Origin of the sequence: Nocardioides pollutisoli, assembly GCF_040045055.1 — a bacterium.
Lineage (GTDB): Bacteria > Actinomycetota > Actinomycetes > Propionibacteriales > Nocardioidaceae > Nocardioides > Nocardioides tweenelious.
The window spans coordinates 1,878,450-1,893,617 of the sequence record NZ_JBDZDU010000001.1 but is presented as its reverse complement, the minus strand read 5'-3'; the positions used below and the strand labels follow the sequence as shown (position 1 = coordinate 1,893,617).

At 70.6% G+C, this 15,168-nt stretch carries 15 protein-coding genes; 4 read left to right on the top strand and 11 right to left on the bottom strand.

The features are described from left to right. Positions 1 to 23: 23 nt before the first annotated feature. The 5 genes from ABLE68_RS09200 to ABLE68_RS09180 form a co-directional block, all read right to left on the bottom strand. On the bottom strand, positions 24 to 1,478 hold the full coding sequence (locus ABLE68_RS09200; protein WP_348871017.1) for a DEAD/DEAH box helicase: 1,455 nt from the start codon (positions 1,476 to 1,478) through the stop codon (positions 24 to 26). A 212-nt stretch (positions 1,479 to 1,690) separates the two neighbouring features. Further along, positions 1,691 to 1,885 (bottom strand): CsbD family protein, encoded by a 195-nt coding sequence (locus tag ABLE68_RS09195; RefSeq protein ID WP_348871016.1) that lies wholly within the window; start codon positions 1,883 to 1,885, stop codon positions 1,691 to 1,693. 46 nt (positions 1,886 to 1,931) lie between these two features. Beyond that, positions 1,932 to 3,371, bottom strand: coding sequence for a flavin-containing monooxygenase (locus tag ABLE68_RS09190; RefSeq protein WP_348871015.1), 1,440 nt, complete (start codon positions 3,369 to 3,371; stop codon positions 1,932 to 1,934). Positions 3,372 to 3,394: 23 nt separating this feature from the next. Beyond that, positions 3,395 to 4,126, bottom strand: coding sequence for a glutamine amidotransferase (locus tag ABLE68_RS09185; RefSeq protein WP_348871014.1), 732 nt, complete (start codon positions 4,124 to 4,126; stop codon positions 3,395 to 3,397). Between the two features lies 1 nt (position 4,127). After that, positions 4,128 to 5,285, bottom strand: a complete 1,158-nt coding sequence (locus ABLE68_RS09180) for a CaiB/BaiF CoA transferase family protein (RefSeq protein WP_348871013.1) — start codon at positions 5,283 to 5,285, stop codon at positions 4,128 to 4,130. Between the two features lie 231 nt (positions 5,286 to 5,516). On the opposite strand from ABLE68_RS09180, the gene ABLE68_RS09175 reads away from it, so the two are divergent. Beyond that, the gene (locus tag ABLE68_RS09175; RefSeq protein ID WP_348871012.1) at positions 5,517 to 6,491 is read left to right on the top strand and encodes a hypothetical protein; all 975 of its coding nucleotides are present in this window, start codon (positions 5,517 to 5,519) and stop codon (positions 6,489 to 6,491) included. Between the two features lie 132 nt (positions 6,492 to 6,623). Here the strand turns inward: ABLE68_RS09175 and ABLE68_RS09170 are convergent, their stop codons facing one another. The 4 genes from ABLE68_RS09170 to ABLE68_RS09155 are packed head-to-tail and all read right to left on the bottom strand — an operon-like array spanning position 6,624 to position 9,545. Next, positions 6,624 to 7,355, bottom strand: coding sequence for an amino acid ABC transporter ATP-binding protein (locus ABLE68_RS09170; RefSeq protein ID WP_348871011.1), 732 nt, complete (start codon positions 7,353 to 7,355; stop codon positions 6,624 to 6,626). Then, positions 7,352 to 8,194, bottom strand: a complete 843-nt coding sequence (locus ABLE68_RS09165) for an amino acid ABC transporter permease (RefSeq protein ID WP_348871010.1) — start codon at positions 8,192 to 8,194, stop codon at positions 7,352 to 7,354. Before ABLE68_RS09165 ends, ABLE68_RS09170 begins: the two co-directional genes overlap by 4 nt. Before the next feature lie 7 nt (positions 8,195 to 8,201). After that, positions 8,202 to 9,068, bottom strand: a complete 867-nt coding sequence (locus tag ABLE68_RS09160) for an ABC transporter substrate-binding protein (RefSeq protein ID WP_348871009.1) — start codon at positions 9,066 to 9,068, stop codon at positions 8,202 to 8,204. A 21-nt stretch (positions 9,069 to 9,089) separates the two neighbouring features. Further along, a complete protein-coding gene (locus tag ABLE68_RS09155; protein ID WP_348871008.1) occupies positions 9,090 to 9,545 on the bottom strand; it encodes a DUF4396 domain-containing protein in 456 nt (151 codons plus the stop codon). Positions 9,546 to 9,593: 48 nt separating this feature from the next. Between ABLE68_RS09155 and ABLE68_RS09150 the strand changes: the two genes are divergently transcribed. Continuing rightward, positions 9,594 to 10,541 carry a M28 family metallopeptidase gene (locus tag ABLE68_RS09150; protein WP_348871007.1) on the top strand — a complete coding sequence of 316 codons (948 nt, stop codon included), beginning with the start codon at positions 9,594 to 9,596 and terminating at the stop codon, positions 10,539 to 10,541. Here ABLE68_RS09150 and ABLE68_RS09145 read toward each other — a convergent pair. After that, positions 10,516 to 11,913 (bottom strand): CapA family protein, encoded by a 1,398-nt coding sequence (locus ABLE68_RS09145; RefSeq protein ID WP_348871006.1) that lies wholly within the window; start codon positions 11,911 to 11,913, stop codon positions 10,516 to 10,518. The genes ABLE68_RS09150 and ABLE68_RS09145 overlap by 26 nt on opposite strands. A gap of 35 nt (positions 11,914 to 11,948) precedes the next feature. Between ABLE68_RS09145 and ABLE68_RS09140 the strand changes: the two genes are divergently transcribed. Further along, positions 11,949 to 13,067, top strand: coding sequence for a MalY/PatB family protein (locus ABLE68_RS09140; RefSeq protein WP_348871005.1), 1,119 nt, complete (start codon positions 11,949 to 11,951; stop codon positions 13,065 to 13,067). On the opposite strand, the gene ABLE68_RS09135 is transcribed toward ABLE68_RS09140, so the two are convergent. After that, positions 13,056 to 14,417, bottom strand: coding sequence for a GH1 family beta-glucosidase (locus tag ABLE68_RS09135; RefSeq protein ID WP_348871004.1), 1,362 nt, complete (start codon positions 14,415 to 14,417; stop codon positions 13,056 to 13,058). The two genes, ABLE68_RS09140 and ABLE68_RS09135, sit on opposite strands and share 12 nt — an antisense overlap. Before the next feature lie 16 nt (positions 14,418 to 14,433). Between ABLE68_RS09135 and ABLE68_RS09130 the strand changes: the two genes are divergently transcribed. Further along, complete coding sequence (locus ABLE68_RS09130) at positions 14,434 to 15,096, top strand: pirin family protein (RefSeq protein ID WP_348871003.1); 663 nt, start codon at positions 14,434 to 14,436, stop codon at positions 15,094 to 15,096. Positions 15,097 to 15,168 lie beyond the last annotated feature (72 nt).

The window sequence follows — 15,168 nt, the reverse complement described above, 5'->3', positions numbered from 1 at the left end:
TGTACGGCGCGTGAGGGAGAAGCTCAGCGTCGACCGGAGCTGAACGACGCAGCACTGTGCCGGGAACCACCCGACGACGAGGCCGAGCCGGAGCCCGAACCCGCGCCTCGACGCGACCGGTTGCCGCCGGACTTCGGGGCAGCGCCCGACTTCGGGGCGCCACCGGACTTGGCAGCGCCACCGGACTTGGAGCCCGAGCCGCTGCGACTGCCGCGCGATCGGTTGCGGCCGCCGCCACCGCCGGAACCCGCGGGGCGGGCCTGGCGGATGGGGGTCTCCGGCTCGATGCCCATGCCGCCCGGGACGAGCACCCGCTCGCCGGGGGCGAGCTGGGCGAGGACCGGGTGGGCGCCGCCGCTGATCTTGGTCATCGTCGGCTTGATGCCTGCGGCCCGGGTCAGGTCGCGCACGTCGCGGACCTGCTCGTCGGTCATCAGGGTGACGACGGTGCCGGCGGCACCGGCGCGCGCCGTACGGCCCGAGCGGTGCAGGTAGGCCTTGTGCTCCATGGGCGGGTCCGCGTGGACCACCAGCGCGACGTCGTCGACGTGGATGCCCCGCGCCGCGATGTCGGTGGCGACCAGGGTGCTGGCCTTGCCCGAGTGGAAGGCGTCCATGTTGCGCGTGCGGGCGTTCTGGCTGAGGTTGCCGTGCAACTCGACGGTGGGGACACCGCTCTTGTTGAGCTGGCGGGTCAGCGCCTTGGCGCCGTGCTTGGTGCGCGTGAAGACGACGGTGCGACCGGGCGCGCTGGTCAGGTCGACGAGCACCGAGACGCGGTGCTCACGGCCGACGTGCAGCACGTGGTGGTCCATCTTCGCGACCGGCGACTGGGCCGAGTCGGCCTCGTGGGTCTTCGGGTCCGTGAGGAACCGCTTGACCAGGACGTCGATCGCCTTGTCGAGGGTGGCGGAGAAGAGCAGCCGCTGGCCGTTCTTCGGCGTCGTGTCCATGATCCGGCGGACGCCGGGCAGGAAGCCCAGGTCGGCCATGTGGTCGGCCTCGTCGAGGATGGTGACCTCGACCTGGCTCAGGTCGACGTGACCCTGGCCCATCAGGTCCTCGAGCCGGCCGGGGCAGGCGAGGACGATGTCGATGCCCTTGCGCAGGCCCTGGACCTGCGGGTTCTGGCCGACACCACCGAAGATGGTCTGGGTGCTCAGGCCGGCGGTGTTCGCCAGCGGCTTGAGGGCGTCGTTGATCTGGTTCACGAGCTCGCGCGTCGGGGCCATGATCAGCGCGCGCGGCTTGCGCGACTGCGGCTGCTTGCCGGAGGCGGTGAGGCGGGCGACCAGCGGCAGCAGGAACGCGTACGTCTTGCCGGAGCCGGTGCGGCCACGGCCGAGCACGTCGCGACCCGCGAGGGAGTCGGGCAGCGTGGCGGCCTGGATCGGGGTCGGGGTGGAGATGCCGAGGTCCGTGAGGACGGCGACAAGGGAGGCGGGGACGCCGAGATCGGCGAAGCCCGCAGCAGACACTGCGTTAGACAAGAGAAAATCACTCACTGTTGGCGTGTCTCGCCAAGCTGAACCCGCTGTCAGCGGGAGCGGAGAAGCATGTGCCTCCGATAGGAGGGGCGCGATCCTGCGAGGGATCCGCCGAAGCCCGAGGCAAGACTGAACGGGCTGCTTCGACAACTGTAGACGCAGCAGCCCGTCAGACCCGCATCGGCGGAGTGTGACGCTCGGTACTACTTGGTCAGGCCGTCCTTGAGGTCCGATGCGGCGTCCTTGACCTTCTCGCCCGCGTCCTTGACCTTCGACGACGCCTGGTCGCCCTTGCCCTCGGCCTCGAGGCGCTCGTTGCCGGTGGCCTTGCCCGCCGACTCCTTGCCCTGTCCCTTGAGGTTCTCGACCTTGTTCTCTGCCTTGTCCTTCAGACCCATGTCTGCCTCCTCTGTAGTCCTGGGGAGACGGTGACCGATCCGGAGGTCACGCAAACGTCAGGACGCCGTCGTCGATCGGGTCACGGCGGATCTTGCGGACGTCGGTGAGGTAGTTCTGCTTGAGCTGCCAGGGCGCCCGATCGCCCTGCTTGGGCAGCTCGTCGAGGGCGCGCAGGACGTAGCCCGCCGAGAAGTCCATCAGCGGTCGCTCGCGGACGGTCGGGTCCGGCCGCGGGGTCGCGGATCGCAGCCCGTGCTCGTCGAGGTGGTCGAGCAGTCGGCACACGTAGTCCGAGACCAGGTCGGCCTTGAGCGTCCAGGACGCGTTGGTGTAGCCGATGGTGAAGGCGAAGTTGGGGATGCCGCTCAGCATCATCGCCTTGTAGGCCATCGTCTCCGGCAGGTCGACCGGCTTGCCGTCGACCTCCAGCGGCGCGTTGAGCGCCAGCAGCTTGAGCCCGGTCGCGGTCACGATGACGTCGGCCTCGAGCTCCTGGCCCGACGTCAGCCGGATGCCCTTCTCCGTGAAGGTCTCGATGGTGTCGGTGACGATCGACGCGCTCCCCTTGCGGAAGGCCCGGAAGAGGTCGCCGTCGGGCACCAGGCACAGGCGCTGGTCCCACGGGTCGTAGGTCGGCTTGAAGTGCACGTCGACGTCGACCTCGGGCGGCAGCTGCTTCACGGTGTTCTTCCGGATGAAGCTGCGCAGGGCGTCGGGCTTCTTGCGGCTGAGCTGGTAGATCCCGACCGACACCAGGATGTTCTTCCACCGCAGGATCGGGAACCGCACCTTCTCGGGCAGGCGTGCCAACCGGGCGGCCAGCGGGTCCCGGCCGGGGATCGAGATGACGTACGTCGGGGAGCGCTGGAGCATCGTCACGTGCCCGGCACCGCCCGCGACCATCGCCGGCACCAGGGTCACCGCGGTCGCACCCGACCCGATCACGACGACCTTCTTGCCTGCGTAGTCGAGGTCCTCGGGCCACTGCTGCGGGTGGACGACCTGCCCCTGGTAGTCGTCGAGGCCCGGGAACTCCGGCGTGTAGCCGGCGTCGTAGTCGTAGTAGCCGCCGCAGTTCCAGAGGAAGCTCGCGGTCAGCGTGATCTCGCCGTCGGGCGTCTCGGCGCGCACGGTCCAGACCGCGGCGTCGGAGTCCCAGCTCGCGCCCACGACCCGGTGCCGGTAGCGGATCAGCTTGTCGACGCCGTACTCACCCGCGACCTCGCGGAGGTAGTCGAGGATGGCGTCGCCGTCGGCGAGCGCGCGCTCGTTGCGCCACGGGCGCCAGTGGTAGCCGAAGGTGTACATGTCGGAGTCCGAGCGGATGCCGGGGTAGCGGAACAGGTCCCAGGTGCCGCCGCTGACCTCGCGGCTCTCCAGCACGGCGACGGTCCGACCCGGGTGGCGCTCACGCAGCTGGCAGGCGGCGCCGATGCCGGACAGGCCGGCTCCGACGATGAGGACGTCGACGTGCTCGGAGGTCATGACCCGACCTTACTGAATATCTGTCAATTACGGTAGAGATCCACGAACCGGGCCAGCAGGCGGGTCGGGTGCTCGACGTGGCTCGACCGGGCCATGGCGAGCAGGCCGTCGGCCTCGTGCGCCTCGAAGTAGCCGTAGCCGCGGTAGGTCTCGATCCGCAGGCAGAGGCCCTCGATGTCGAGCTCGGGGTGGAACTGGGTGGCGTAGACGTTGCTGCCGATCCGGAAGGCGTGGACGGGGCAGTCGGCGCTCGACGCGAGCAGGACCGCGCCCTCCGGCAGCCGGCTGACCGCCTCCTTGTGCCCGAGGAACGCGGTGAACCTGCGCGGCATCTCGCCGAGCAGGGGGTCGGCCGCGCCGGCGTCGGTGAGGGTGATCTCGCGCGAGGAGATCGGCTCGGCGTACGTGCCGTCCACGACGCCGCCGCGCAGGGTGCCGAGCACGCCGATGCCGTAGCAGGCGCCGAGGAACGGGAAGTCGGCCGCGACCGCGCGCTCGGCGAGGTCGCGCAGCTCGCTCTCGGCGCGCTTCTGGGCGGGGCTCTTGGCGTCCTCCGGGTCGCTCACGTTGAACGGCCCTCCGCCGAGGATCACGCCGGACCAGTCGGCGAGGTCGACCGGCCCCAGCGGGTCGCGCTCGAGGCGGACCCGGCGTACGTCGTCCTCGGTGAGTCCCGAGCCGCGCAGGACGGCGGCGTACTCGCTGTCGGCGGCGGCGTCCTCGGCGCGGGTGCCGAGGAAGAGGAAGGGCTTCATCTCAGGCCTGGACGGCGACCCCGCGGTCGATCAGGCCGTCGACGTCGGCGATCCCCCACGCGGTCAGTGCGTCGCGGGTGTGCTCGCCGGCGACCTTGCTCGGGGGCAGGGTCAGGGTCGGCTCGGTGCGCGAGAAGCGGGGGGCCGGCACCGGTTGGGTCATCCCGTCCTTCTCGACGAAGGTCCCGCGGGCCTTGAGGTGCGGGTGCTCGAACGCCTCGGTGATCGGGATGATCCCGGCGACGCAGGCGTCGGTGCCCTCGAAGACTTCGATCCACTCGGCCTGCGTCCGGGACCGGAAGGTGTCCGTGAAGACCGACCGCATCTCGTCGTACCGCTGCGGCTCGCCCTGCCCCGGGCAGGTCTCCTTGACACCGAGGATGGTCACGAGCGCGTCGAAGAACTGCGGCTCCAGGGCTCCGACGCTCATGTGCTTGCCGTCGGACGTCTCGTAGATGTCGTAGAACGGCACGCCGCCGTCGAGCAGGTTGACCCCGCGCTCCTCGGTGTAGCCGCCGGAGGCGAGGAAGGCCGCGGTCATCGCGTTGAGGTGCGCCGTACCGTCCACGATCGCGGCGTCGATCACCTGTCCCTGGCCGCTGAGCTTGGCCTCGAGTAGGGCGGCGAGGATGCCGATGACGAGGTAGGTCGAGCCGCCGCCGAAGTCACCGACCAGGTTGCTCGGGAAGTGCGGGCGGCTCTTGTCCTGGCCCATCATCTGCAGCGCGCCGGTGATCGCGATGTAGTTCATGTCGTGCCCGGCCGCTTGCGCGAGCGGACCGGTCTGGCCCCAGCCGGTCATCCGGCCGTAGACGACCCGGGGGTTGACCGCCAGGCAGTCCTCCGGGCCCAGGCCGAGGCGCTCGGTCACGCCGGGACGCATGCCCTCGATGACCACGTCGGCCGTCTTCACGAGCTCGAGGACGGTCGCCACCGCCTCGGGGTCCTTGAGGTTCATCGCCACGCTCGGCCGGCCGCGGTTGAGCAGCATCGTCGCGCCGCCGGCCAGAGCCTGGCCGCCGGGACGCTCCACCCGGATGATGTCGGCCCCGAGATCCGCCAGGATCATGCAGGCGTGCGGGCCCGGCCCGATCCCCGCGATCTCGACGACCTTGACACCCCTCAGCGGACCGGTGCCCTGACCCAGCTCGATGCTCATGCGGCCGATCATGACAGAACCGCTGTCATCGTTGGTCGGGGTTCCAGCGGTGGAATCCGGGCGGCGGTGAGCTAGCAACCATTTGGACCGTCTTCTCGCCCGAAAACGGTTGCCTGCTCACCGCTGCCCAACGACCCGGTCACGTTCCACAGGAATCGTCCGACGCACGCCTGTCCACAGCGACGCCACGCGCGGCCGCGCGGGCGACGTGGATCGACGTCCACTTCCGCCATGCGTGCCATCCCTCCGCGGCTCCACACCGGTCCCTTCACCCGCGCCGATGCAGCACGAGCGGGGGTGAGCTCCCGCATGCTCCAAGGGAGGCGGTTCGTTCGCATCCACCAGGGCGTGTGGCGCGTCGCCGACCACGACATGACCGAGGACGACTGGATCACCGCCGCTCGGCTCGCCCTGCCGGACGACGCTCACCTCACGGGGATCACCCGCTTGCGACAGCTCGGTCTCGACTTCGGACCGCGACGCCCGATCCGCTTCGTCGTCCAGGGGGATCTGCATCTCGACCTCGACGACGTCTTCCTCCACCGCACCAAGCGCCTACCCCCGACAGACGAGGTCGGTGTGACAGTCGCTGCGGCGTACCTCTCCTACTGCGCGCACGCTCGGGTCATCGACGCGATCAAGGTCGGCGACTGGCTGCTGCGTCGCGGCCACACGGACGTCGACGAGATCCGCGCGCTGGCCCTGTCAGCCCTGTGGCGGCACGGCGCGGACGAGGCGATCTGGATCCTCGATCACCTCGACGGAGGATCGCGGTCGTTGATGGAGAGCGAGCTCCGACCCATCCTCACCTTCGCCGGGCTGACGACGCCGGAGGTCAATGCCGAAGTCCCGGTCGGCGAGGACGTCACCCTCATCGGCGACCTCGTCTACCGCGCCTGGCGAACCGTGGTCGAGTACGAGGGCAGCCACCATCAGGAGGACCGTCAGCAGTACGCGAAGGACCTCGACCGGTACGCGTTGTTCCGCGCCGCCGACCAGCAGTACGTGCAGGTGACGAAGGAGCGCATCGCCCAGCCGAAGATCCTGGTCGGCGAGGTCTACCGGACGCTTCTCAGGGGCGGGTACGACGGGCCACCGCCGAGCTTCGCCACGCAGTGGGAGCTGCTGTTCAGGTCGGTATCGGTCGCCGTCGGGTCACGCCGTGATCGGATCCGCCGCCAGGCGCCCCGGTCGGCGGTGAGCTAGCAACCGTTTCTGCACGAATCCGCTGCGAGAACGGTTGCCTGCTCACCGCTGCCCGGAGCACCCGCTGCCCCGGAGCACCGCTGTCCGGAGCACCCACTGCCCGGAGCACCCGCTGCCCGGAGCACCCGCCGCTCAGAGGACGCGGCGGAGGAACTCCCGGGTCCGCTCCTCGCGAGGCGCGGTGAAGATCTGGTCGGGCGCGCCCTGCTCGAGGATCCGGCCGTTGTCGAGGAAGCAGACCGAGGAGGCGACCTCGCGGGCGAAGCCCATCTCGTGGGTGGCGATCACCATGGTCATCCCCGCCTCGGCCTCCGAGCGCACGATCGACAGCACGTCGCCGACCAGCTCGGGGTCGAGGGCGGCGGTGATCTCGTCGAGCAGGAGAAGCGTCGGGTTGGTGCAGAGCGCACGCACCAGGGCGGCACGCTGCTGCTGACCACCGGACAGCTTGTCGGGGTGCTTGGTCGCCTGGTCGGCCAGCCCGAACCGCTCGAGCAGCTCGAGCGCGCGAGCCTCGGCCTCCGGACGTCGTACGCCGTGCACGCGACGAGGCGCGAGCGTGCAGTTGTCGAGCACGGACAGGTGCGGGAAGAGGTTGTAGGCCTGGAAGACCATGCCGATCTGCTTGCGCACGTCGCGCGCGTCGATCCGCGGGTCGGAGATCTCCCCGCCGTTGAAAGCGATCACACCGTCGTCGATGTCCTCGAGCAGGTTGAGGCAGCGCAGCAGCGTGGACTTGCCCGAGCCGGAGGACCCGATCAGGCAGATCACGTCGTGCTGCTGCACGGTGAGCGAGACGTCGTCGAGCACCAGCTTGTCGCCGTACGACTTGCGGAGGTTCGAGACCTCGAGCAGCGCGCTCATCGCGATCCACGCTCCCGTTCCATCGCCCGTCGGCCGAGCCAGTCCGTGATCCGCGCCAGCGGCACCGTCAGGGCCACGAAGAAGGCCGCGGTCACCAGGAACGGCGTGAAGTTGAAGTTGTAGTTGCCGTAGTCGGCGGCGACGTAGAGCGACTCGAACACGGCGACGGTGCCGACCAGCGCGGTGTCCTTCTGGAGCGAGACGAAGTCGTTGAGCAGGGGAGGTACGACGCGGCGCACACCCTGGGGCAGCACCACGAAGCGCATCGTCTGCGTCCGGCTGAGCCCGAGCGCCTCGGCGCTGGCGACCTGCGACGGGTGGATCGACTCGATGCCGGACCGGATCACCTCGGCGACGTACGCGCCGTAGGAGAGCACCAGCGCGATGGTGCCGAGCCAGAAGAGGCTGGTCGTCATGCCCTGCAGCTGCAGCGTGGGGATGCCCAGCGCGAGGACGTAGACGACCAGGATCGTCGGCACCCCGCGGAAGAGGTCGGTGTAGATGACCGCCAGGAAGCGGGCCGGCGTCAGCCACGGAGAGACGCTGCCGCGGGTGATCGCGACCAGCCCTCCGAGCAGCAGGATGAGCGGCTCGGCGATCAGGAACATCTTGACGTTGATCCAGAAGCCCTTGGCGATGTCCGGGAACGCCGCCTTGGCGTCCGGCCACGACAGGAAGAACTCGCGGAACCGGTCCCAGCCGGGCGCGCTGGTCACGCCGACGACGAGGGCGGCGAGCACGACCACCGTGACCACCGTGGAGAGCACGACCCCGCGCTGGTGGATGGACCGGCGCGCGCGGGCTCTCTCGAGCTCGCGGTCGCTGGGGGTCCAGCTCACCCCGCGGTCACTGGAGGACGGGGACATCGACCGTGTCGGAGAGCCACTGCTTCTCGATCGAGTCGAGCGTGCCGTCGCTCTTCAGGGCCGCGAGCGCCTCGTTGACGCACGCGACGAGGGGGTTGCCCTTCTGGAAGAGCATCCCGAACTCCTCGGGCTCACCGGTCGACGCGAACTGGCCGGCGATCGTGCTGCCCGGGATCTCGACCGCGGTGATGTAGAAGGCCGTCGGCAGGTCCGCGACGATCGCGTCGACCTGGCCGTTGAGCAGCGCCTGCTTCGCGATGTTGGTGTTCGGGAAGACCAGCGGCTCCTGGGACGGCTGGATCTGGTCCCGGATCGCGGTCAGGCTGGTGGTGCCCGTCTGTGCGCCGAGCTTGAGGTCCTTGAGCTCGGCGAGGGAGGTCGGCGTCGCGCCGTCCTTCTTCAGGGTGATCACGGCCTGCGCGGCGGAGTAGTAGCCGTCGGAGAAGTCGACGACCTTCGCCCGCGCCGGGGTGATCGAGATCTGGTTGATGTCGAAGTCGAACTTCTTCGGACCCGGGGCGTAGGAGTTGTTGAACGGCACCTTCACCCAGGTCACCTGGTCGGTGGAGAAGCCGAGCTGGTCGGCGACCGCGTAGGCGACTGCTGACTCGAAGCCCTTGCCGTTCGTCGGGTCGTTGTCGACGAACCACGGCTCGTACGCCGGGGAGTCGGTGCCGATGGTCAGCTGGCCGGCGGTGAGCAGGTTGAGGTTGTCCGTGTCGCACTGACCCGCGGTCGGCGTCGCCGACGGATCGGCTGCCGTGGAGCCGTCCGACTGGGGCGCGCAGGCCGCCACGACGAGAAGGAGGGGGAAGGCGGCAACCGCCAGGGATCCACGCAGACGCATGTGCGAATCGTAGGACTCCGCTCAGGGGTGGTGGTGACCTTCGTGCATTTGGTGGACCACGGCGTGACCCCGGCCACGTCCGATCATCCAGTGGTTGACCGGAACGGTCACGACGAAAGCCACCGCCAACCCGGCCACCAGCGACACCCAGAAGAGCCAGTCCGCCAGCGTCGCGCCGAGCGCTCCCGGCACCGCGAGCATGAACCCGTTGTCGACGATCTCCATCACCAAGATCGAGACCGTGTCGGCCGCGAGCGCCACGCGGACGGCCGCCCGCGCGTCCAGACCACCTCGGCGCGCACCGGTGAAGGTCAGCAGGTAGCCGAAGAAGAAGGCCAGCACGATCGACAGCGAGACACTGCCCAGGTTGTGCCAGCCCCACCACGTGGCGAGCACCATGCCCAGCACCTCGCCGATCGCACAGCCCGTCAGGCAGTGCCGGGTCGCCGTGATGGCGGTCTTCCAGGTCGCGTCCATGCCCCGAACATATACCCCCCAGGGGTATAAGCCAAGTACGGTCGGACCATGCGTACGGCGCTCGCGGTCCTCGGCACGGGCCTCGCGCTGAGCATCACCGGCTGCACCGACGAGCCCGACCCGGACGTCCCACCACCGCCGGCCACCCCGTCGACGACGCCGTCGACGTCGCCGATCCCGACCCCGGCACCGGATCCCGTCCTCCACTTCGACCAGGCCGTCGCGATGCGGACCGTCCGGCACCTCGCGGGCGACATCGGCCCACGGCTCGCGACCGGTCCCTCGTTCCGCGAGGCCGCGGCGTACGTCGACGAGCAGCTCGCACGCGCGGGCTACGAGACCCGCCGCCAGTCGTTCCCGGTGCCCGCGGGCGACTCGTGGGGCGTGCCGGTCGCGGCGGGCCGCTCCTTTAACGTGATCGCGACCCCGCCCGGGTTCGACCCGGCGTCGCCGTACGTCCTGGTCGGTGCGCACCTCGACACGGTCGCCGTGGCCCCGGGCGCGGAGGACAACGCGTCGGGGGTCGCCGTGCTGCTCGAGCTCGCCCGCACCCTCGGCGCCACTCCCCTGCCGGTCGTGCTCGTGGCCTTCGGCGGCGAGGAGCCACGCGGGACCGGCGACGACCTGCACCACTTCGGCTCGCGGTTCTACGTCGACGAGATGACCGACGCCGAGCGCAGCAACCTGGTCGCGATGGTGGCGATGGACCGGGTCGGTGTGGGCGGCCGGGTGCCCCTGTCCTCGGTCGAGGGCAGGTCCGAGCGGGTCCGCGACCAGCTCGAGCGGACGGCGCGGCACCTCGACGTCCCCTTCCGCACCGAGACCGACGCGGCGAGCGACCACGAGTCGTTCGCCGACGCCGGCTTCGACGCGGCTCGGGTCGGCAGCACGCCGTACGCCGGCTACCACTCGGCCGGGGACGTGCCCTCAGTCGTCCGACCCGATCAGCTCGGTCGGGTGGGCCGCGTCCTCACGAGCTGGCTCCGAGGTCGCTGAACTCCCAGAAGGGATCGAGGATGCTCGACGCCCGTGACCACGGCACCGGTCGCGGCGCCCGATCGATGCCGATCCGGTAGGGCACGAAGTCGGTCGCCACCAGCCGGTCGCCCCAGAACGTCGCCTCCAGCACCACGCCCTCGTTGGTCTCCGGCGTGTCCATGTCGAAGACGAAGTTGCCGAGCGAGTTGACCAGCAGTGCGTCGCCGATCATCGACGCGCCCTGCACCCAGTGCGGATGACCACCGACGACGAGGTCGGCGCCCGCGCCCACCAGCGCCCGCGCGACCCGTCCTTGGACCGGCTCGGGCCGGTGGGTGTACTGCGTGCCCCAGTGCACCACCACCGTCACCACGTCGACACGACCGGCGAGGCGGCGTACGTCGTCGAGCACCCGGTCGAGCTCGGCGGTGTCGAGCGGCCCCGTGCGCGGCGGCATGCTGACCGACAGCGCACCCGGCTGTCCCCGGCCCGCCTCGGGCGTCTCGCCGATCGCGTTGAAGCCGAGGAACCCGAAGCGGACGCCGTGGCGGGTCACGACCACCGGCTCGCTCGCCTGCGCCAGGTCGCGACCGCCGCCGAACGTCGCGAGCCCGTGGCTGCGGAGCCGACTCACCGTCTGCACCAGCGCGCGGTCGCCGTAGTCACCGAGGTGGTTGTTGGCGAGCCCGACCGCGTCGAAGCCGGCGTCGCGGAGCCCGGCCCGCACCAGGGGGTCCGCGTGGAAGGAATCGCCGCCCTGGGTGGGCGTCCCGTCCGCGGACACCGTGCTCTCGAGGTTGCCGACCGTGATGTCGGCGCTCGCGAGCCGCTGGGCCATCGGCCGGAGTGCGTACGACGGGTCGCCGAGGTCCGCACCTCGGTCGCCGACCTCGCGGCCGAGCATGATGTCGCCCACGACGGTGAGCGTCGTGATCGGCGGGTGCGCAAGGCCCTGGGTCTGGATCGGGTAGTCGTCCGGACGGAGCAACGGGTTGACGTCGTCGACGGAGACGACCCGGACCGCCGGCACCATCGCGTCGGCCACCCCGACGGCGATCGAGTTCATCGGCAGCCGGGCGAGACCGTCCGAGCGGTCGACGACGGTCAACGGCGCGGACGGCTGGCCGAGCTGGTCCCAGTTGTCGACCCGGCCCTGGATCACCCACTCGGCGACGGCCTTCGGCAACGACAAGGGCGGTCGCCGGACGTTGGTCGCGAGCACCATCGGGCGGGTGGTCGGCTCGGCCGGGAGCGTCTCGGTGACCCACGGCGGCGGCTGGGTCGGCATCGGCAGCTGCTCGTCGGGCCTCGGGACCGGCTGGGCGTCCGACGTACATCCCCCGAGGACGACCAGGGACACCACCGCGCCCAGGACCGCCGTCCGCTTCATGGAGCCACGCTAGACGGATGCCGTTAGATGGGTCCGTGATCCGGGACCTGACCGACGACGAGGCTCGCGCCGCCCTCCCGCTCAAGTGGGAGACGCCCGGCGTCATCCCCGCCTGGGTGGCCGAGATGGACTACGCCCACGCGCCGGCGATCACCGACGCCCTGGTGGCGGCCATCCGGGCCGGCCGGCTCGGCTACCCGCCCCACGAGGACGAGGTCGGCGCGGCGTTCGCCGGGTTCGCCGCGCGGCACTGGTCGTGGCAGGTGCCGGCCGAGGCGTGCGTGCCGGCGGGCGGCGTCATCGGGGGCATCCGGCTGGTCCTCGAGCTGCTCTGCCCTCCGGGGCCCGTCGTGGTGCAGATGCCGTCCTATCCCCCGTTCCGCGACGTCGTGGAGCTCACCGGTCGCACGGTCGTCCCGATCACCGTCGACCCCGACGCCGACGACGCCGCGCTCGACCTGGCCGCCGTGGAGCAGGCGTTCGCGGCCGGCGCCCGCACCCTCCTGCTCTGCAACCCGCACAACCCGCTCGGCCGGGTCTCGACCCGCGAGGAGCTGGTCGCCCTCGCCGAGCTCGCGAGGTCGTACGGCGCTCGGGTCGTCACCGACGAGGTGCACGGACCGCTGACCCTGACCGGGTCGCGCTTCACGCCGTACCTCTCGGTCGACGAGCACGCGGTGCTCGTCACCAGCGCCACCAAGTCCTTCAACATGCCGGCGGTCCACGGCGCCCTCGTCGTCGCGCTCGACCCCGAGGACCGCGCGCGGCTGCTCGAGGCGCCGATCCCCGCGCAGAACAGCTGGTCGAGCCTCGGGGTGGTCGGCCGAGCCGTCGCGTGGCGCGACTGCGACGACTGGCACGCCGCCCTGGTCGAGCGGCTCTCGGCACAGCGCGACCTGCTCGTCGACCTGGTGGCCGACCGGCTGCCCCGCGCCCGGATGCGCCCGCTCCAGGCGACTTACCTCGCGTGGCTCGACCTGCGCGCGTACGGCGTCGACGACCCGGCCTGGGCCGGGCTCGCCCACGGGGTGCGGGTCGCGCCCGGTCAGGACTACCAGCCCGGACTGCCCGGGCACGTGCGGGTCAACATCGCGACCAGCCCCGAACGGCTGGAGCGGATCGTGGACGGCCTCGCTGCAGCGCTAGCCGAGTGACTTCGTCTGCGCGGCGATCATGTCGGCGTACCACTGGAACGAGCGCTTCGGCGTCCGCACCTGCGTCTCGTAGTCGACGTGCACCAGGCCGAAGCGCTGCGTGAAGCCCTCCGCCCACTCGAAGTTGTCCATCAGCGACCACGTGTAATAGCCGCGTACGTCGACGCCGCGCTGCACCGCGGTCGCGATCGCCCGCAGGTGGGCGTCGAGGTAGTCGATGCGGGGCTGGTCGTCGACGACGCCGTTCTCGTCGGGCCCCATGTTGTAGGCGCATCCCGACTCGGTGATGTAGATCGGCGGCAGCGCGGCCCGGTAGCGGGCGCGCAGCAGGATGAGCCACTCGCGCAGCGCGTCGGGCACGACCGGCCAGCCGAAGTCGGTGGTCGGGTAGCCGAGCAGCTCGCGGAACGCGAACGGCATCTCCGCGTCCTCGGCGGCCGCGCCGATCTTGAACGGGTTGTAGTAGTTGACGCCGTAGAAGTCGAGGGGCTGGCGGATCGTGGCGAGGTCGCCGTCCTGCACGATCCCCTCGAAGAGCGGCGCCAGGTCCGCGGGATAGCGCCCGAGCAGCATCGGCTCGACGAACATGCCGTTCCACAGGGCGTCGAAGAGCTTGGTCGCGCCGACGTCGGCCTCGTCGTCGCTCGCGGGCCACATCGGTGCGTGGTTGTTGGCGCACCCGACGCTGGTCGCGCCGGCGGCGCGCAGCGCGATCGCGGCGCGGCCGTGCCCGAGAAGGAGGTGGTGGGCGACCGGCAAGGAGTCGAACATCAGCGTCCGGCCGGGCGCGTGCGTCCCCGTGGCGTAGCCCAGCATCATCACGACGTTGGGCTCGTTGACCGGGATCCAGTGCTCGACGCGATCGCCGAGGCGCTCACCCATGATCGCGGCGTAGTCGGCGAACCGGTCGATGGTCGCCCGGTTGAGCCAGCCGCCGTCGTCCTCGAGCGCCTGCGGGAGGTCCCAGTGGTAGAGCGTCGCCATCGGCTGGACGTCGTTGGCGAGCAGCTCGTCGACCAGCCGGTCGTAGAAGTCGAGGCCCTTCTCGTTGGGCTTGCCCGACCCGGTGGGCTGGATCCGCGGCCAGGCGATCGAGAAGCGGTAGCCACCCACGCCGAGCTGCTTCATCAGCGCCGCGTCCTCGGCGTAGCGGTGGTAGTGGTCGCATGCCACCGCGCCGCTCGACCCGTCGACGATGTGGCCCTCGACGTCGGAGAACGTGTCCCAGACGCTCGGCCCCCTGCCGTCCTCGGTGGCAGCACCCTCGATCTGGTACGACGCCGTGCTCGTGCCGAACCGGAACCCCGGGGGGAGCTGGGGAGGAGGCGCTGCTGGGTGGGGATCTGGCACGGGCACAATGATGCCTGTGAGCGTGGAGATCCGACGTGGAACCGATCGGTTCCTCACCCGGGGTGACGGACATTTCACCCGACACTCATTCTCCTTCGGCACGCACTACGACCCGGACAACGTCGCCTTCGGCCCGCTCGTCTGCCACGACGACCACCGGCTCAAGGCCGGCACCGGCTTCACCGACCACCCGCACCGCGACGTCGAGATCGTCACGTGGGTGCTGTCGGGGTCGTTGCTGCACACCGACAGCGAGGGCCACACCGGCGTCGTCCACCCGGGCGAGGTGCAGGTGCTGTCCGCGGGCTCGGGCGTGACCCACGCCGAGATCGCCGGACCCGAGGGGCAGGTCCGGTTCGTCCAGGCCTGGCTGACACCCTCCGAGACGGGCACCACTCCGACGTACGCCGTCACGCCGGTCGACCTGGTGCCGGGCGAGCTGACGCCTGTCGTGCAGCTGGGGGCCGCGACCTTCTCGGTCGCGCATCTCGGCGCCGGCGACCCCGTCACCCTCCCGGAGGCGGCGCGCGTGCACGCCTTCGTCGCGGGCGGCGCACTCCAGCGGTTCTCCCTGGCCGAGCCGCTCTCCGACGGCGACGCCTTCCGCTTCACCGACGAGCCCGCGCACACCGTCACCGCGGCCGTGCCCACCGAGCTGCTCGTCTGGGCGTTCGACTGACGGTTGAATCGAGACTTCCGTCGGTCGAGTCGAGAGTTACGTCGGTTGAATCGAGAGATTCGACCGACGGAA